Genomic DNA, 16,610 nt, shown 5'->3' with positions numbered 1-16,610 from the left:
GCGGCTGCCGCACCGAGCGCCCCGGGCCAGCCGTCGGCGGCCGACGGCCGGCGCTCGGTGCCGAGCAGCGCGGTCGCGACGAGGTCGTCGGGGCCGCTCACCGCACCGCCCCGACGACGTCCGGCACCGGCCCCGCGCCGGTCGGTGCCGCGGCCGGCGGCCCGCCCGGCAGCGGCGCCACCGGGACCGCGCCCCGCGGCGTCCACTCGGCGAGCAGCGGCAGCGGCCGGCCGCCGGACCGCGCGAGCAGCACCCACGGCTCCCCCGCGACCGGCGCGAGCGGCAGGGCGCCGGTGCCGTCGACGAGCCACCAGGTGCCGTCGACCCGCCGGTCGACGACCACGCCGGTGAGGACGAGCGGCCAGGACGTCGTCCACGGGTCGGCGGCGAGCGCGGCGCCGGCCGCCGCGAGGCCGTCGGCCACCGAGCCGGCCGCCACCGCGGCCGCGGGGCCGGGGGCTCCGGCGCCGGGCCCGACGAGGGCGCGCAGCGGGGCGGCGTCCGGGTAGAGGTGGACGTCGGCCTCGACCGACGTGCCGGGGACGAGCGAGGTGTCGAGGACGGCCCCGGGGCCGGCGAACGACAGGACGAGGGCGTCCCGCCCGGTGCGGCTGCCGCGCAGCCAGATCCGGCGGGAGACGAGCCGGTCGTCGACGTCGTCACGCAGGCCGAGCACGGTCCACCGGTCGCGGACGGCGGGCCCGGCGAGGACGCTCTCCCGGGAGACCGGGTACCCGACCCGGCGGCGGACGGTCGCCGCGAGCGGTGCCGGGAGCGCGTCGAGGTTCTCGTGGGCGCGCACGAGCAGGTGCATGAGCGCGTACTCCTCGAGGAGCCGGCCCGGCCAGCCCGGCCCGGACGCCACGACCCCCGGCAGCGCCCGCACCCAGGCCGCCAGCCCCGGTGCCTGGGCGTCGACGAGCCGCGCGGCCGCCTGCTCGAAGGGCGCGTAGCCGGCTCGCTCGGCGCCGGCGAGGCCGCGGCGCACCTGGTCCTCGAGCCAGCGACCGAGCTCGACGAGGCCGCCGCGGACCCGGTCCTCGCGGCGCTCCGCGCGGCGCGCCGCGGCCCCGGCGTCGACCGGGCCGGCCGCCCGCGCGGCGGGCTCCTGCGCCTTCGCGGCGCGCTCGACGCGCCCGCGCAGCCACTCGACGGCGAAGTCGGCCGGGGCGTCGGCGTCCGGCACGCTGCCGGCCGCCCACAGCAGGAGCAGCCCGAGGGCGTGCTTGCAGGGGAACTTGCGGCTCGGGCACGAGCACCGGTACGCAGGCCCGGAGACGTCGACGACCGTCTGGTACGGGTTCTTGCCGCTGCCGCGGCACAGCCCCCACACCGCCGCCGGGTGCTCCGCGGTGCCGCCGCATGCCCCGAGCCCCGACCACGTCGACGGTGAGGCGAGCGTGCGCCCGGCCGCGGCCGACGACGCGTCGGGCGCCAGCGCGGCGACCTGCCCGGTGCTCCACCTCTCCCCCACGGCGGGGAGGCTAGCGGCGGCGCCCGACAGCCGCGCCGGGATCCGCCCGGCCGGTCCCGGCCGGGCGGTCCCGTCAGTGCCTGCGGGTCAGCTCTCCGCGAGCCGCTTCTTCTCCGCCTCGACGTCGAAGTCGGCCTCGGGCCACCGCGGGTCCAGGTCGGAGAGCGCGTCCGTGAGCAGCTGCTGGACGGCCCACCGGGCGTACCACTTCCTGTCCGCCGGGACGACGTACCAGGGCGCGGCCTGCGTCGAGCAGCGCGTCAGGGCGACCTGGTAGGCCTCCTGGTAGGCGTCCCAGTGGCCCCGCTCGTCGACGTCGCCCGGGTTGTACTTCCAGTGCTTGTCGGGGCGGTCGAGCCGCTCCGCGAGACGTTCCTTCTGCTCGTCCTTCGAGATGTGGAGCATGACCTTGACGACCGTGGTGCCCTTGTCCACAAGGGCCTTCTCGAAGCGGTTGATGGCTGCGTACCGACGTTGCCATGTCGCCCGCGGGACGAGGTCGTGCACGCGGACGACCAGCACGTCCTCGTAGTGCGAGCGGTCGAAGACGCCGATCTCGCCCGCCTGCGGCAGTGCCCGGCGGATCCGCCAGAGGAAGTCGTGGGACCGCTCCTCAGGCGTCGGCGCTTTGAAGGCGGTGTGCCGCACGCCCTGCGGGTCCACCGCCCCCACGACGTGCCGCATGATGCCGCCCTTGCCCGCGGTGTCCATCGCCTGCACGACGAGCAGGACGCTGCGGGTGTCGCCGGAACGGGAGGCCGCCCACAGTCGCTCCTGGAGGTCGGACATCAGCGCAGCGCCCGCCGCGAGCGCCGCCTTGCCGTCGGCCTTCTTCCCGTCGAAGCCGGGTGTGGACCGGGTGTCGACGTCCGCGAGGCGGAAACCCTCGCCGACGGCGAGGAGGTCCGCGACCCGCTGCGGCGCTGCGGCGACGCTGTCGGCCACCTGCTCCTGGGCCTTCTCCAGCTTCGCCGCGAGCTTCGCGGCCTTCTCCGCCTCGTCCGAGGACGACTTCGCCACGAGCTCGTCCTCGTGCTCGCGGGCCTTCCTGCTCTTCTTGCTCGCCATGGCCGCAGATCATGGCAGCCGAACCTGTTGTCCACCAGCGCGGGTGGTCCCGCGGGCCGGGCGCCGCGCCGGGCCCGTTCGGCCTGCACGACGGCGTCGGCGTGTCAGGGTGTTGCGGTGCACCTGTTCCACGTGTGGGCGCCCCGCGCCGAGTCCGTCGACCTGCTCATCGTCGCCCCCGGCACCGCGACCGGCGACGCGATGCCCGCGGAGGGCGCCGCCGGGGTGCGGCGGGTGCCGATGGTGCCCGGGGACAACGGGTCCTGGGCCGTCGAGGTCGAGGACGCCGGGCACGGCACCGACTACGCGTTCAGCCTGGACGGCGGCCCCGCGCTGCCCGACCCGCGCAGCGCCTGGCAGCCGTACGGCGTGCACGGCCCGAGCCGGGTCTTCGACACCGCGCGGCACCCGTGGTCGGACGCCGCGTGGCCGGGCCGCGAGGCGCCCGGCGCGCTCTTCTACGAGCTCCACCTCGGGACGTTCACCGCGGAGGGCACCTTCGACGCCGCCGTCGAGCGCCTCGACCACCTCGTCGACCTCGGTGTCGACGTCGTCGAGGTGATGCCCGTCGCGGCCTTCCCCGGCCGGCACGGCTGGGGCTACGACGGTGTCGCGCTGTACGCCGTCCACGAGCCGTACGGCGGCCCCGCGGCCTTCCAGCGGTTCGTCGACGCCTGCCACGCGCGCGGCCTCGCCGTCTGCCTCGACGTCGTCTACAACCACCTCGGCCCGTCCGGGAACTACCTCGCGCAGTTCGGCCCGTACTTCACCGACCAGCACGACACCCCGTGGGGCGACGCGGTGAACCTCGACGACGAGGGCCGCACCCACGTGCGCCGCTTCGTCTGCGACAACGCGCTGCGCTGGTTCGAGGACTTCCACGTCGACTGCCTGCGGCTGGACGCCGTCCACGCCCTCGTCGACGACTCCCGGCAGCACCTGCTCGCCCAGCTCTCCGGCGAGACCGCCGACCTGGCCCGCCGGCTCGGGCGCCCGCTCGGGCTCGTCGCCGAGTCCGACCTCAACGACCCGCGGATGGTCGAGCCGGTCTCCGCGGGCGGCCTCGGGATGACCGCGCAGTGGAGCGACGACCTGCACCACGCGCTGCACGCGCTGCTCACCGGGGAGCAGCAGGGCTACTACACCGACTTCGGCGGCACGGACGGCGTCGAGGTCCTCGCCCGGACGCTGACCCGGGTGTTCCGGCACGCGGGCGACTTCTCCACCTTCCGCGGCGCCGACTGGGGGCACCCCGTCGACCCCGCGCGGCACCGGGGCCACCGGTTCCTCGCGTACCTGCAGAACCACGACCAGGTCGGCAACCGCGCGCTCGGCGACCGGGTCACCGCGAGCCTGTCCCCCGGCCGGCTCGCCGCGGGGGCGGCGGTCGTCCTCACCTCGCCGTTCACCCCGATGCTCTTCATGGGCGAGGAGTGGGCCGCCTCGACGCCCTGGCTGTTCTTCACCGACCACGACGCCGAGCTGGGCGCGCTCGTCAGCGCGGGTCGGCGCCAGGAGTTCGGCGCGCACGGCTGGGCCGCGGGCGACGTCCCCGACCCGCAGGACCCGGCCACGTTCGAGTCGTCGCGGCTCGACTGGGCCGAGGCCGACAAGGACCTCGGCGCGCGGATGCTGCGCTGGCACCACGACCTCGTCCGGCTGCGCCGCACCGAGCCGGACCTGCGGGACGACGACCTCGCCGCCGTCCGGGTGCGCACCGGCGCGGACTGGTTCGTCGTGCGGCGCGGCGGCTTCGACGTCGCGGTGAACCTCGGGCCGGACGCCGCGGTGCTGCCCGTCGGACCGGACGCCGAGGTGGTGCTCGACTGGCACGGCGACGCGCAGGTCGCGGACGGCGGCGTCCGGCTGCCGGCCGACGGCGTCGCGGTGCTGCGGCGGGCCGACCGCGCGGGCTGACCGCGCCCGGCCGCTCCCGGCTCCTCGTCGCTCAGGGCACGAGGACGTGCGAGGTCCGCGCGAGGAGCATCCGGGTGCTGCCGAGGACGTCCTCGGGCGGCGGGGTGCTGAGGTCGACCTCGAGCCAGAACGTGTACTCGACCCCCCGGGCGGCCCTCGCCAGGCGCCACGACATGACGCCCTCGGCCGCGGCCGGGGGGACGTCGACCCAGACGATGGGGGGCGTCGTCCAGGTGTCGGGCCGGGTCGTCGACCGGATCCAGGTGTTCGGCTGGTAGCCGACGCGGTACGTCAGCGTCGCCGGGTCGCCGTTGTGGAACCAAGACAGGTCGACGCGGCCCGCGGACGGCGCCGCCTCGAGGGTGGTCTGGCTGCCGGGGTGGTAGCGCAGCGGCCGGGAGAGCGAGTACTGGGTGCCGTCGCTGTGGGTGCCGGTGTCGGCGATGCCGCGGTCGACGCCGCCGACCCCGGGGACGACGAGACGCACGGACGGCGGATTGCTGCCCTTGACGACCTGCGGCCCGCGCACCCGTGGGAGCCCGCCCTGCGTCGTCCCGGAGCCGCCGGAGCAGCAGGTGCCCGGACCCTGCGGGCCGTCCGGGCCGTAGCCCGCGGCCGAGACCGCGCCGGCGGCCGCGTCGCCGCCGGTCGCACCGGCAGCGGCCTTCTTCGCGGCCGCCTTCTGCTTCGCGGCGCTCTTCTTCTTCGCGGCGGCGTCCTTCTTCGCGGCGGCCTTCTTCGCAGCAGGCTTCTTCGCCGCCGCCCCGGGCCGTTCCTCGGGCGCCGCCGACTCCTGCGTCCAGGCCACCGGCCCGGTCGCACCGCCCAGCACACCGGCGAGGTCGTCGGCGAGCAGCGTGCCGCCGGCGACGACGAGCGCGACGGCGACGAGCGCCCCCGTGAGGACGCCGCTGCGCCGTCCGGTCATCGCTCCCCCTCGTCGTCGCGTCCCTGACCCGGGACCCGTCGGCGCGCGGCCGGCGTTCGTGACGCGGGGGCGGGCGGATCACCCGGTCAGTCCCACCAGAACCCCCACACGGCGTTGCCGACGAGCTCCTCGGCGTACTCGCGGAGCGACCCCGAGCCCTGGGCGACGTTGTCCGGGCAGAACGCGTGGTGCTCGGCCGCGACCCGCAGCGCCTCCTCGGGCCGGGTCGGCGGTGCGGCGACCGACAGCAGCACGGTGTCGAAGCCGGCCGCGACGAGTCGCGCACCGAACCGCTCCTCCCAGCTGCGCAGCACCGCCGAGGTCTCGCCGGGCCCCGGGTCGTGGTTGACGTGGCCGGACCAGCCGACGGCGTCGAGCACGTCCGCCCCGCGCCCGACCGCGGCGAGGCAGAGGAACCACGTCCCCTCCAGGAGCAGGTCGTCCGCCGCGCGGGCGGCCGCCGCCGAGGGGTCCTCCCGGCAGGCCCCGACGCCCGCCAGACCGGGCCAGGCCCGGAACGGGTCGACGCTCGCCCAGGCGTCCTCCTCCTCGTCCGGGGCCGGCAGCACCTCGGCCCAGCGCCCGGCCAGGACCTCGCCGACGTCCACGGCCCCGGGTGCGAACGGCCGGACCAGGTGCATCTCCCCGACCTGCCACGGTCGCTCGGGAGTGCGCTCGTCGAGCCCCTGCACGAGGAGCGGCCACAGGCCGGTCCGCGGGAAGTCCGCCGCCAGCGCCGCCCAGACCCCGGGCCCGGCGGGGGCGTCCGACAGCCAGTACCGCGCGGCCCCGCCGTCCTCCAGCGGCACCGGGCGGCCGGGCGGCAGTCGCCCCGGCGGGAGGGCCGCGAGGCGGCGCGCGAGCTCGGTGATCATGGCACCCGACGCTACCGGCCACCCGCCCGACGCGGCGAGGACCGCGGGACGGCGCACCCACGAGGGCCGTGGCAGGATCGGTCGCACGCAGCACCCGCCCGATGCCAGGAAGGCCACCACCGTGCCCGTCCCGACCGACCCCGACGTCAAGCTCGCCGAGTACGCCCACCCCGAGCGCCTCGTCACCACCGCATGGCTCGCGGAGCACCTCGGCACCCCCGGTCTCGTCGTCGTCGAGTCCGACGAGGACGTCCTGCTCTACGAGACCGGCCACGTCCCGGGCGCCGTGAAGGTCGACTGGCACACCGAGCTCAACGACCAGGTGACCCGCGACTACCTCGACGGCGAGGCGTTCGCGCGGCTCATGTCGGCCAAGGGCATCGGTCGCGACGACACCGTCGTCATCTACGGGGACAAGAACAACTGGTGGGCGGCGTACGCGCTCTGGGTGTTCTCGCTCTTCGGCCACGAGGACGTCCGCCTGCTCGACGGCGGCCGGGCCAAGTGGTTCGCCGAGGGCCGGCCGACGACGACCGACAAGCCCGCCCGCGAGGCGACCGACTACCCGGTCGTCGAGCGCGTCGACGCCCCGCTGCGCGCCTTCAAGGAGGACGTGCTCGCGCACCTCGGCAGGCCGCTCGTCGACGTCCGCTCCCCGCAGGAGTACACGGGCGAGAAGCTGCACATGCCCGACTACCCGCAGGAGGGTGCGCTGCGCGGCGGCCACATCCCCGGCGCGCAGTCGGTGCCGTGGGCCCGCGCCGCCGACGAGGACGGCACCTTCAAGGCCCGCCCGGCGCTCGAGGCGATCTACCAGGGCGAGAAGGGTCTCAAGGTCACCGACGACGTCATCGCCTACTGCCGCATCGGCGAGCGCTCGAGCCACACCTGGTTCGTCCTGCACCACCTGCTGGGCTTCCCGACCGTGCGCAACTACGACGGCTCGTGGACCGAGTGGGGCAACGCCGTCCGGGTGCCGATCGTCCAGGGCGAGGCCCCGGGCGAGGTCCGCGCGTGACGTCCGGCCCGGGCGCTGCCCGCACCGACGACCTGCCCGGCGCGCTCGCCGAGATCGTCGCGGACTTCCAGGAGATGGGCGAGAACGAGCGGCTCCAGCTCCTGCTGGAGTTCAGCCAGGAGCTGCCCGCCCTGCCGGCCCGGCTCGCGGACCACCCCGAGCTCATGGAGCCGGTCCCGGAGTGCCAGTCGCCGATCTTCGTCACCGTCGAGGTCGGGGACGGCGCCGCGCCGGCCGGCCCGGGCGACGTCGTCCGGCTCTTCTTCTCCGCACCCGCCGAGGCGCCGACGACCCGCGGGTTCGCGGGCATCCTCAGCCAGGGCCTCGACGGGCTGCCCGCGGACGAGCTGCTCGCGGTGCCGGACGACGTCCCGGACCGGCTCGGCCTGACCCGGGCCGTGAGCCCGCTGCGGCTGCGCGGCATGACCGGGATGCTCATGCGCATCAAGCGCCAGGTCCGGGAGAAGACCGCCTCGTGACCCGGGTGCGACCGTGAGCGAGCTGCGGCTGCTCCTGCCCGGCCCGGTCGTCGTCGGGCGGCTCGCCGACCCCGGCGGCGGCAGCGAGGCGGCGCGGACCCGCGCCGACGCGATCCAGGCGCTCGCCGACCTCTACGCCTACCCGGACCCGGTCCCGGAGACGGGCTGGGTGCGCGCGAACATGGCGAGCACCCTCGACGGCGCGGCGGCCGGCCCCGACGGGCTCTCCCGCTCCATCAGCTCGGACGTCGACCGCGTCGTCTTCTCGGTGCTGCGCGGTCTCGCCGACGTCGTCCTCGTCGGTGCGGGCACCGCCCGCGCCGAGGGCTACGGGCCGCTGCGCCCGAAGCCGGAGTTCGCCGCCCGCCGGCTCGACGCCGGCCAGTGGCCGGCCCCGGCGCTCGCGTTCGTCACCCGCTCCGGGAAGCTCCCGGACGACCCCGACCTGTTCCGGGGCCCGGACGCCGCCTGGGTCGTCACGTGCGCGGCCGCCGACGTCGACGCGCTGCGGGAGAAGGCGGGCGAGCGCGTGCTCGTCGCCGGCGAGGGCGACGTCGACCCGCAGGTCGCCGTCGCCCAGCTCGCCGCCCGCGGGATGCGCCGCGTGCTCCTCGAGGGCGGCCCGACCCTGCTCGCCCGCGCCGCCGCCGCGGGCCGCGTCGACGAGCTGTGCTTCACCTTGACGCCGCGTCTCGCGGGCGGCGACGCGCCCCGGATCGCCCACGGTGCGCCGTCCGGCCTGCTGCTGCGCAACGCCCACCTGCTGGAGTGCGAGGGCACGCTGCTCGGCCGCTGGTACGTGCAGAGGCAGGGCTGAGCCCGGCAGGTCTTCGGTCAGCGCCGGACCGTGTGGTGCAGGTGCAGCACCCGGTCGCCGCGCACGACCCGGTCGGGGTCGTCGAGCAGCACCGTGCCGACGTGGCCGCCGAAGTACCGGACGCCCTCGCCGAGCACGACGGGGACGACGTCCATCGCTACTTCGTCGACGAGCCCGGCGGTGAACGCCTGCCCGCCGACGTCGCCCGCGGTGACGCTGACGAGCCTGTCGCCGGCGAGGTCCCGTGCGCGGTCGATGGCCTCGGTGACGGACGCAGCGGTCTCGAAGGACGCGTCGGGGTGCGCGTCGAGCCACTCCTGCGGCAGCGGCCGGTGGGTGACGACGACGAGCCGGCGGCCGGCGCCCGGCTTGCCGTCCCAGCCGTTCGTCAGGTCGAAGAGCCGACGCCCGATGACCGTGACCTCGACGCCGTCCCAGAACGGTTGCACGTACTCCGCCGAGACCCGGGAGACCTGGAACCGCCACCCGCTCGCGCGTACGACGGCCTCGGTGTCCCCGTTGCCGTACCAGTCGAAGAGCGGACCGACGGAGTGGTCGGGGTAGGCGATGAAGCCGTCGAGCGAGACGACGGCGTGCATGACGACCTTGGCCATTCCCGGCTCCCTCCGCGGCGCGACGACGAAGTGACCTCACCACGGCGCAGGACTCATCGGCCCCCGGCACCGCAGGAACGGGCTGATCCGGCCGGTTCCGGTTGCGTCGTGGTCGGTCGGCGCGCACCTACAGCGACAGCAGGAACCGCGCGACGGCGGTGTCCCAGCCCTCGGGGTCGACGTTCCACTCCTTCGTGTGCCGGGCACCGCTGACCGGCACGAACGTCACGACGTCCGGCCGCGCCAGGGCGAGCCGGCGCGAGGGCCCGGACGGGACGAACTCGTCGTCGTCGCTGTGGATGAGCAGCACCGGCACCCGGAGCTCGGCGGCCCGGGTGACCCAGTCGAGCCGGTCCAGGGACAGCGGCGTCTCGACCCCGGCGAGGCGGCGGGCGTGCGTGTGCTCGAGGACGGCCTGCGAGAGCCGGCCGATCCGGGCCGGCAGCCGGTTCACCTTCGCGTGGTGGTCGAGGACGTCCCGCCAGTCGACGACCGGGGCGTCGAGCACGACGGCCCGGATCCGGTCGGCGACCCACGAGCGCGACATCGTCTGCAGGGCGATCGCCCCGCCCATCGACCAGCCGGCGAGGACGACGTCCTGCGCGCCCGCGCCGAAGGCGTGGACAACGGCCGACTCGAGGTCGAGCCACTCGGCCTCGCCGAGGTGGTAGCGCCCGCCCGGGGACGGCGCGGCGTCCCGGTCGTTGCGGTAGGAGACGACGAGCGCCGGGAACCCCAGGCGGTGCAGGACCGGCAGCGCCCGCAGGCACTCCTCCCGGGTCGCACCCCGGCCGTGGACGAGCAGCACCCAGGTGCGGCGCTGCGGGACCGACGCCGACGGCGGCACGAACCACGCGGGCATCGCGCCGAGGGCCGTCGACACCTCGACGTCCTCGTAGGGCAGGTCGAGCGCCGACCCGGGCGTGCCCGCGAAGTAGTACTGGTTCCAGCGGGCGGCGCCCTCGCGCAGCCGCCCCGCGTCGACCGCGACGAGCCGGCGGGTCACCGTGCGGGCCGCCGGGTCGTGGTCGATGACCTCGCCGACGCGGGCGTGCCCGCCCCCGCCGTCGAGCCAGACCCCGTAGCGGCCCGGCGCCGTCGTCTCGGCCGTCGCGCGCAGGGTGAGCGTGCCCGCCCCGACGCCGAGGATCTCGACGTCGTCGGGCCGCTCGCCGTCCGGCGAGACGACCCGGCGGGCGAAGTAGGCCGCCGTCGCGGACACCGCCGCCCCGGCGGCGAGCACGGTGCCGGCCCCGACGACCGCACCCCGCAGGAGGAGGTTCAGTGCCGCGGGTCGTTGCGGGGTGCCGGTCATGGCTGCATTCTGCCGACCGGCCGTCGCGGCCGCGCACCCGGGACGGCCGCCGCGCATCCGGGACCGCCGTCCGCGGCGGACGGCGCCGGACTGCGTAGGCTGAGGCCGCCGCGGCCCGGGCCGTGGTGCAGCCGCCCCCGCACGACCCGTACGAACGACAGGAGTGCCGAACGTGACCGACGCTTCCCCGACGATCGTGCTGCTCACCGAGCAGGCCCTGACCCCGGGCGACGCGGCGCGGATCACGGCGTTCCACGCCGACGACTCGCCGGCCTACCGCGTCGTCGTCCCCGCCGACACCGAGCGCAGCCTCCTCGTCGACGTGCTCGACCACCTCAGCCTGCTCGAGCTGCGCGAGGCGCTCGACGCCGTCCGCGGCCATGACGACGACGACCGGGCGGCCGCCGGCCAGGCGCTCGCCGCGAGCCTCGCCGAGCTGAAGGCCGTCGGCGTCGAGGCGACCGGTGAGGTCGTCGCGGGTGACCCCGTCGACACCCTCGCCGCCCAGATCGAGGCGACCGGGGCGACCGAGGTCGTCGTCGTGACCCGCCCGCACGCCGTCGAGGACACCTTCCACACGGACTGGGCGTCACGCGCCCGCGAGCGCCTCGGGGTGCCGGTGCTGCACGTCTACGCCGGCTCCAGCTGGGTCGGCTGACCCGCTCCCGCGCCGGGCGGCTCAGCGGCCGGGGAGCTCCGCGAGCCCGCGGCTGAAGATGAGGAACGAGGCGAGCAGCGACAGCCCGGTGAGCTGCGGCTCGGCATCCTGGTACATGAGCGTCGCCAGCCCGAGCCACACCGCGATCCCCATGAGCAGGATCGAGATGAACGGCGACGGCTTGGCGGGCGGGGGCGGCGGCGGTGCGGCCGCGCCGCGCACGACGGCCCGGCCGGGCTCGCCGGGCGGGCCCTCGACCTCGACGTCGTCCTCGACGTGCCCCTTGGCGCCGATGGGCAGCAGCACGTTGAGCGAGCTCGCGACGAGGAACAGCGAGGCGATGAGGGCGGGGACCCGCAGCCCGGTGTCCGCGCCGGAGCGCTGGTCGACGAGGCCGAGGACGACGCCCAGGACGAGCACGAAGACGGCGACGGCCTTCTCGGTGACGTCCTCGCGCGACCCCTTCGGCGGGAGCCGGTCGCCCGTGGAGGACACCCGCTGGGATTCGGTGTTCGCCATCTCGTCCACCCATCGAGTCGCCGGGTCCGGTCGCGTGCACGCCACCGGGCGCGACGAGCGTCACCCGGACGGCGCACCGGTGCTGAGCCCACGGTAACGGCTAACCGACGATCGGTGCAGCAGGGACTGCGTCACGGTGCACACGAGGTGACCACGACCGCCCCGGGAACGCCGGGACGCCCACGGCGGTTGGTCCGGATGTGGGGCCCGAACGGGCCTGGTGCGAGAGGATCGCACCGACCACCGAGGAGGAGGTGCGGATTGCACGACACCGGACGCAAGTACCCCGTGACCCTCACCGACGACCAGTGGCGCGAGCGGCTCACGGCCGCCGAGTACCAGGTGCTCCGCAAGGGCGGCACCGAGCGGGCGTTCACGGGCGAGTACTGGGACGACCGCACCGAGGGCGTGTACGCCTGCCGGGCGTGCGACGCCGTCCTGTTCCGCAGCACCGAGAAGTTCGACAGCCACTGCGGCTGGCCGTCGTTCTGGGCGCCGATGGCCGGCGACCGGGTCGAGTACATCGAGGACACGAGCCTCGGCATGCGCCGCGTCGAGGTGCGGTGCGCCGCGTGCGGGTCGCACCTCGGGCACGTCTTCGAGGGCGAGGGCTACGACACCCCGACCGACCAGCGGTTCTGCATCAACTCGATCAGCATCCGCCGGGAGGCCACGGACTCATGAGCGGGCCAGCGCCCGGCGCCGTCCCCGGACACCCCGAGCCCGGTCTCACCGGGCCCGGGGAGCCGTCGCGCGCGTCGGCGGCCGCACCGTGGGTGCGGGCGACGACGCCGGGCGGCCTGCCGCTGGTCCTCGGGGACGACCTCGGGATCGCGCCGGCGATCCGCTGGGACTCCTGGGCGACCCTGCTGCCGGGCAGTGCCGAGGCGCTGCTGCGGCTGCGCGGCGCGGCCGGCCCGGAGCCGGTCGACCTCGACCCCGCCACCCGGCACGTGTGGATCGACGACGACTCCGGCCCGGTGGCCGTGCTGCGGGTCCGGCAGGTCGAGGACGACGGCCCGGCGGGCGGGACGGCGCTGCTCGTCGAGGGCCTCTCGGTGCGCCCCGACGTCCGCCACCTGGGGCTGGGCGGTGCGCTGCTGTCCGAGGTCGTGGCCCGCTCCGGAGGGCGCCCGCTCGTCGCGGACGTGCCGTCGGAGGCGCTGGCCCTGTTCACCCGGCTCCAGTTCGCCCCGGTCGCGACGGTGCTCGACACGAGCGGGCGGGTCGAGGCCCTGACCCGGATGCGGCGCACCCCCGACGCACCGTGGCGGGAGGCCTGACCCCGTCCCCGGGGCCGCTCCGGCGGGCGGGGACGCCTCAGCGCAGGGTCGCGACGAGCTCCCCCAGCGGCATCCGCGGGCCGGTGTAGAACGGCACCTCCTCGCGCACGTGCCGGCGCGCGTCGACCGCCCGCAGCTCGCGCATGAGGTCGACGATCCGGTGCAGCTCGTCGGCCTCGAACGCGAGGAGCCACTCGTAGTCCCCGAGCGCGAACGAGGCGACAGTGTTCGCGCGGACGTCGCCGAAGGTGCGCGCCGCCATGCCGTGCTCGACGAGCATCGCGCGGCGCTCCTCCTCGGGGAGCAGGTACCACTCGTAGGACCGGACGAACGGGTAGAGGCACAGGTAGCCGCGCGGCTCCTCCCCCGCCATGAACGCCGGGACGTGCCCCTTGTTGAACTCGGCCGGGCGGTGCAGGCCGACGTTCGACCACACCGGGCGCAGGTGGGCGCCGAGCGCCGTGCGGCGCAGCGCGTGGTACGCCTCCTGGACCGTCTCGACCTCGGGGGCGTGCCACCAGACCATGACGTCGGCGTCCGCCCGCAGGCCCGCGACGTCGTACCAGCCACGGACGACGAGTCCCTTGCCGGTGAGGCCCTCGAGCGCCTGCTCGACCTCGGCGACGAGCGCCTGCCGGTCGCCGGTCACCGGGTCGGCCGCGAAGACCGACCACATCGTGTAGCGGATCGTGTCGTTGATCTCGCGGGCGGGGACGCGCTGCCCGCCGTGCTCGTCGCTCATGTCGTCATTCTCCCAAGGGCGGACCGGGGGCGCGTGGCCAGGGTCGGGNGTCGCGACCCTGCGCTGAGGCGTCCCCGCCCGCCGGGCCGCCGCGACGCACGCCGGGACGCCGACGCCCTCGAAGGCCGCCCCGCAGACCGCGAGCCCGGGCAGGGCCTCGACGTCGTCACGGACGGCGCCGACGAGGGCGACGTGGCCGACGGCCGGCTGCGGCAGCGCACCGCCCCAGCGGACGACGGTCGTCGCGGCCGGGGCGAGCGGCCGGCCGAGGATGCCGGCGGCGTCGGCGACGGCGAGCCGGGTCAGCTCGTCGTCGTCGTGCTGGAGCGAGGCCTCCTCGCCGTGCCGGCCGACGGACAGCCGGACGACGACGTGGTCGTGGTCGAGCGCGTCGGTCCAGGCCCACTTGCGCGAGGAGAACGTCATGGCCTTGACGAGCCGGCCCTCGACGGGCGGCACGAGGACGCCCGACCCCGGCAGCCCGACGGCCTGCTCGCGGGGCAGCAGGAGCCCGACGACGCCGACGCTCGCCGTCTCGACGGTGCCGAGCCGGGCCGCGGCCGCGGGCGCGACGTCGGCGAGGAGGCGGGCGGCGGGCGCGGCCGGGACGGCGAGCACGACGGCGTCCGCGTCGACGGTCTGCGGCGCCGACGCCGGGCCGACGACGAGCCGCCAGCCGGACGCCGTCCGGCTCAGGCCGCGCACGGTCGCCCCGGTGCGCACCTCGACGCCGCGGCCCGCCAGCCGGGTCGCGAGCCGCTGCGGCAGCCGGCCGACGCCGCCGCGGATCCCGGCGAACACCGGCAGCACCGGGGGTGCCCCGACGTCGGAGGGGTCGAGCGCTCCCCCGCCCGGGGCGTGCGCACCGTGGCCGCCACCGGCGAGCGGGGCCGCGCGCATCTGCCGGACGGCGGCGAGCAGCGAGCCCCCGGCGGCCGCCGCGGCGTAGAGCTGGGGGACGGTCGCGCGCAGGCTGAGGCGGTCGGCGTGCCCCGCGTAGACCCCGCCGAGCAAGGGCTCGACGAGCCGGTCGACGACGGCCCGGCCGACCCGGGCCGCGACGTACGACGCGACGTCGACGTCGTCCCCGACCTCGGTGGGCGGCAGACCGGGCTCGGCCGCGGCCCGCTCGACGTCGGCGTCGGACAGGAAGCCGCGCAGCGTGTTCGGGTCGCCGGGCACCCCCATGAGGGTCCCGCCGGGCAGCGGCCGCAGGACGCCGTCGACGAGGACGTTCGCCGCGGTGGTCACCGGGTGCACCGTGTCGTCGGCGAGGCCGGCCTCGGCGATGAGCTCGAGCGCCTCGGGCCGCCGTGCGAGCACGGACTCGGCACCGACGTCGATGCTCACGGGCCCGAGCGGGCCGCTGCGCAGGATGCCGCCGACGCCGGGCGACCCCTCGAGCACGAGCACCTCGGGCACGACGTCGCCGGCGCGCGCCGGGTCGGTGAGGTGCCATGCCGCGGTGAGCCCGCTGATGCCCGCGCCGACGACGACGACCCTCGGCCGCGCCCTGCTGCTCTGCTCGCCCGTCACGTGTCGTTCCCGCCCCTCGCACCGTGGCCGCTCACGTGACCAGCCTGACACCTGCCCGGGACGCTACCGATCCCGGAGTGCGACACCACCGTGACCAAAGGCCGGGACGCTGGCGCACAGAGATCACCACGGCCGCTGGCGCACGGTGATCACTTCGTGACCTGCGGCCGTGCAACGGCGGTCCCGCTGGTGACGTCCCTCGACCGAACCGGGCCGCGACGCGGCTCCCGATCACCGGAGGCCTCCATGTCCCCCGCACGACGCACCCGCACCGGTCCACGCCTCGCGGCCCTCGCCGCGGCCGCCCTCCTGACGCTCGCCGCGTGCAGCGGGTCGAACGACGGCGGCACAGCATCGGGCGCCGCCTACGACAGCGCCGCGGAGGGTGCGGGCGGCACCGACGCCGGCGGTCTCACGGACACCAGCGTCGCCGGGGCGAGCCGGGCCGCCGCGGCAGCCGCCCCGGAGCAGGCTGCCGGAGGCGCGTCCGCGGAGGGCCAGAAAGCCGCCTCGGGTGCGAACCTCGTCTCGGCCGACACCGCGGGCCAGCGCCGGATCCGGACCGCGGACGTCACGCTCACCGTCAAGGACCTCGACGTCGCCGCGGTGAAGGTCCGGGCGATCGCCGACAGCCTCGGCGGGTACGTGTCGTCCGAGACGACGGGCATCTCGCAGGGCGTCACCGCCCCCGACGGGTCGACGGCCCGGTCGGTGCAGTCCGGCGAGGGCGTCGTCGTCCTGCGCATCCCCGAGCCGCAGCTCGACACCGCCCTGACGAAGGTCGGCGCCATCGGCACCGTCGTCAGCCGCAGCGCGACCGACCAGGACGTCACGGGCGAGATCGCCGACGTCGCGAGCCGGATCGAGACCCAGAAGCAGTCCGTGGCCCGCACCCGCGAGCTGCTCGCGAAGGCGAACACGGTGCAGGACATCGTCTTCATCGAGGGCGAGCTGACCCGTCGGCAGGCCGACCTGGAGGCCCTCCAGGCCCGCCTCAAGTCGCTCTCGAGCCGCGCGGACCTGTCGACCCTCACGGTGACGCTGCAGGTCCCGGGCACGCCCGCGGCGCAGGCCGAGGAGCCGAAGAACGGCTTCCTCGCCGGGCTCGACGCCGGCTGGGAGGCGCTCGTCGCGAGCACCAACGTCATCCTCACGGTGCTCGGCGCGGTGCTGCCCGTCGGCATCGTCCTCGCGGTCGTCGGCTACCCGGCGAGCGTCCTGCTCCGGCGCCGCTCGAAGCGCCAGGCCGCCGAGCGCGAGGCCGCCGCGGCGCGCTGGGCCACGCAGCAGGCGCAGGCCCACGCCGCCGCCCAGCAGGCCCAGCCGGCCCCGACCGACAAGGTCCCCGTCATGGCCGGCGCCCTCGC

The 16,610-nt window shown here is 76.3% G+C and carries 17 protein-coding genes; 8 read left to right on the top strand and 9 right to left on the bottom strand.

Annotated features, from left to right (window positions below; translation table 11 throughout):
* Positions 1 to 97 precede the first annotated feature (97 nt).
* Both ECOMGDLI_RS32345 and ECOMGDLI_RS32340 read right to left on the bottom strand, forming a co-directional pair.
* The gene (locus ECOMGDLI_RS32345; protein WP_088320924.1) at positions 98 to 1,474 is read right to left on the bottom strand and encodes an SWIM zinc finger family protein; all 1,377 of its coding nucleotides are present in this window, start codon (positions 1,472 to 1,474) and stop codon (positions 98 to 100) included.
* An 87-nt stretch (positions 1,475 to 1,561) separates the two neighbouring features.
* Entirely contained in the window at positions 1,562 to 2,542 is a 981-nt protein-coding gene (locus ECOMGDLI_RS32340; RefSeq protein WP_088320923.1) for a polyphosphate kinase 2 family protein, read from the bottom strand.
* Between the two features lie 117 nt (positions 2,543 to 2,659).
* Between ECOMGDLI_RS32340 and treZ the strand changes: the two genes are divergently transcribed.
* Entirely contained in the window at positions 2,660 to 4,459 is a 1,800-nt protein-coding gene (gene treZ / locus ECOMGDLI_RS32335; protein ID WP_088320922.1) for a malto-oligosyltrehalose trehalohydrolase, read from the top strand.
* Between the two features lie 31 nt (positions 4,460 to 4,490).
* Here treZ and ECOMGDLI_RS35685 read toward each other — a convergent pair whose 3' ends face one another.
* Together ECOMGDLI_RS35685 and ECOMGDLI_RS32325 are read right to left on the bottom strand one after the other, a co-directional pair.
* Positions 4,491 to 5,387, bottom strand: a complete 897-nt coding sequence (locus ECOMGDLI_RS35685) for a hypothetical protein (RefSeq protein ID WP_088320921.1) — start codon at positions 5,385 to 5,387, stop codon at positions 4,491 to 4,493.
* 86 nt (positions 5,388 to 5,473) lie between these two features.
* On the bottom strand, positions 5,474 to 6,262 hold the full coding sequence (locus ECOMGDLI_RS32325) for a DUF4253 domain-containing protein (RefSeq protein WP_088320928.1): 789 nt from the start codon (positions 6,260 to 6,262) through the stop codon (positions 5,474 to 5,476).
* 121 nt (positions 6,263 to 6,383) lie between these two features.
* Here ECOMGDLI_RS32325 and ECOMGDLI_RS32320 point away from each other — a divergent pair, with 121 nt between their 5' ends.
* From ECOMGDLI_RS32320 to ECOMGDLI_RS32310, 3 genes are read left to right on the top strand one after another with little or no spacing between them, the layout of a single operon-like run.
* Entirely contained in the window at positions 6,384 to 7,280 is an 897-nt protein-coding gene (locus tag ECOMGDLI_RS32320) for a sulfurtransferase (RefSeq protein WP_233153721.1), read from the top strand.
* Positions 7,277 to 7,759 (top strand): SufE family protein, encoded by a 483-nt coding sequence (locus ECOMGDLI_RS32315; RefSeq protein WP_233153720.1) that lies wholly within the window; start codon positions 7,277 to 7,279, stop codon positions 7,757 to 7,759. The genes ECOMGDLI_RS32320 and ECOMGDLI_RS32315 overlap by 4 nt, the downstream gene beginning before the upstream one ends.
* Before the next feature lie 13 nt (positions 7,760 to 7,772).
* A complete protein-coding gene (locus ECOMGDLI_RS32310; RefSeq protein ID WP_088320919.1) occupies positions 7,773 to 8,576 on the top strand; it encodes a dihydrofolate reductase family protein in 804 nt (267 codons plus the stop codon).
* Between the two features lie 17 nt (positions 8,577 to 8,593).
* On the opposite strand, the gene ECOMGDLI_RS32305 is transcribed toward ECOMGDLI_RS32310, so the two are convergent.
* Positions 8,594 to 9,190 carry a dihydrofolate reductase family protein gene (locus ECOMGDLI_RS32305; protein ID WP_088320918.1) on the bottom strand — a complete coding sequence of 199 codons (597 nt, stop codon included), beginning with the start codon at positions 9,188 to 9,190 and terminating at the stop codon, positions 8,594 to 8,596.
* Between the two features lie 127 nt (positions 9,191 to 9,317).
* Positions 9,318 to 10,505, bottom strand: coding sequence for an alpha/beta hydrolase (locus ECOMGDLI_RS32300; RefSeq protein ID WP_158221240.1), 1,188 nt, complete (start codon positions 10,503 to 10,505; stop codon positions 9,318 to 9,320).
* A gap of 172 nt (positions 10,506 to 10,677) precedes the next feature.
* Between ECOMGDLI_RS32300 and ECOMGDLI_RS35680 the strand changes: the two genes are divergently transcribed.
* Positions 10,678 to 11,163 (top strand): hypothetical protein, encoded by a 486-nt coding sequence (locus tag ECOMGDLI_RS35680; RefSeq protein WP_088320925.1) that lies wholly within the window; start codon positions 10,678 to 10,680, stop codon positions 11,161 to 11,163.
* A gap of 21 nt (positions 11,164 to 11,184) precedes the next feature.
* Here the strand turns inward: ECOMGDLI_RS35680 and ECOMGDLI_RS32290 are convergent, their stop codons facing one another.
* On the bottom strand, positions 11,185 to 11,682 hold the full coding sequence (locus ECOMGDLI_RS32290) for a hypothetical protein (RefSeq protein WP_143448064.1): 498 nt from the start codon (positions 11,680 to 11,682) through the stop codon (positions 11,185 to 11,187).
* A 261-nt stretch (positions 11,683 to 11,943) separates the two neighbouring features.
* Here ECOMGDLI_RS32290 and msrB point away from each other — a divergent pair, with 261 nt between their 5' ends.
* Together msrB and ECOMGDLI_RS32280 are read left to right on the top strand one after the other, a co-directional pair.
* Positions 11,944 to 12,366, top strand: coding sequence for a peptide-methionine (R)-S-oxide reductase MsrB (msrB, locus tag ECOMGDLI_RS32285; protein WP_233153719.1), 423 nt, complete (start codon positions 11,944 to 11,946; stop codon positions 12,364 to 12,366).
* On the top strand, positions 12,363 to 12,965 hold the full coding sequence (locus ECOMGDLI_RS32280; protein WP_143448063.1) for a GNAT family N-acetyltransferase: 603 nt from the start codon (positions 12,363 to 12,365) through the stop codon (positions 12,963 to 12,965). The genes msrB and ECOMGDLI_RS32280 overlap by 4 nt, the downstream gene beginning before the upstream one ends.
* A gap of 37 nt (positions 12,966 to 13,002) precedes the next feature.
* Here the strand turns inward: ECOMGDLI_RS32280 and hemQ are convergent, their stop codons facing one another.
* Positions 13,003 to 13,707 carry a hydrogen peroxide-dependent heme synthase gene (gene hemQ, locus ECOMGDLI_RS36215; protein ID WP_233153718.1) on the bottom strand — a complete coding sequence of 235 codons (705 nt, stop codon included), beginning with the start codon at positions 13,705 to 13,707 and terminating at the stop codon, positions 13,003 to 13,005.
* Positions 13,708 to 13,756: 49 nt separating this feature from the next.
* A partial coding sequence (hemG, locus tag ECOMGDLI_RS37105) for a protoporphyrinogen oxidase (RefSeq protein WP_369812817.1) occupies positions 13,757 to 15,243 on the bottom strand: 1,487 nt, incomplete at its 3' end.
* 246 nt (positions 15,244 to 15,489) lie between these two features.
* Here hemG and ECOMGDLI_RS32270 point away from each other — a divergent pair.
* The coding region (locus tag ECOMGDLI_RS32270) for a DUF4349 domain-containing protein (protein WP_088320913.1) at positions 15,490 to 16,610 on the top strand (1,121 nt) is incomplete at its 3' end.

This window comes from Kineosporia sp. R_H_3, from assembly GCF_002198675.1.
In the GTDB taxonomy this organism is placed as follows: domain Bacteria; phylum Actinomycetota; class Actinomycetes; order Actinomycetales; family Kineosporiaceae; genus R-H-3.
This window is presented reverse-complemented; position numbering and strand designations above follow the sequence as displayed.

Coding starts and splice junctions, on each gene's coding strand:
- ECOMGDLI_RS32340 (WP_088320923.1), bottom strand. CDS start 2,542: ATGGCGAGCAAGAAGAGCAGGAAGGCCCGCGAGCACGAGGACGAGCTC.
- ECOMGDLI_RS35685 (WP_088320921.1), bottom strand. CDS start 5,387: ATGACCGGACGGCGCAGCGGCGTCCTCACGGGGGCGCTCGTCGCCGTC.
- ECOMGDLI_RS32325 (WP_088320928.1), bottom strand. CDS start 6,262: ATGATCACCGAGCTCGCGCGCCGCCTCGCGGCCCTCCCGCCGGGGCGA.
- ECOMGDLI_RS32305 (WP_088320918.1), bottom strand. CDS start 9,190: ATGGCCAAGGTCGTCATGCACGCCGTCGTCTCGCTCGACGGCTTCATC.
- ECOMGDLI_RS32300 (WP_158221240.1), bottom strand. CDS start 10,505: ATGACCGGCACCCCGCAACGACCCGCGGCACTGAACCTCCTCCTGCGG.
- ECOMGDLI_RS32290 (WP_143448064.1), bottom strand. CDS start 11,682: ATGGCGAACACCGAATCCCAGCGGGTGTCCTCCACGGGCGACCGGCTC.
- ECOMGDLI_RS32280 (WP_143448063.1), top strand. CDS start 12,363: ATGAGCGGGCCAGCGCCCGGCGCCGTCCCCGGACACCCCGAGCCCGGT.
- hemQ (WP_233153718.1), bottom strand. CDS start 13,707: ATGAGCGACGAGCACGGCGGGCAGCGCGTCCCCGCCCGCGAGATCAAC.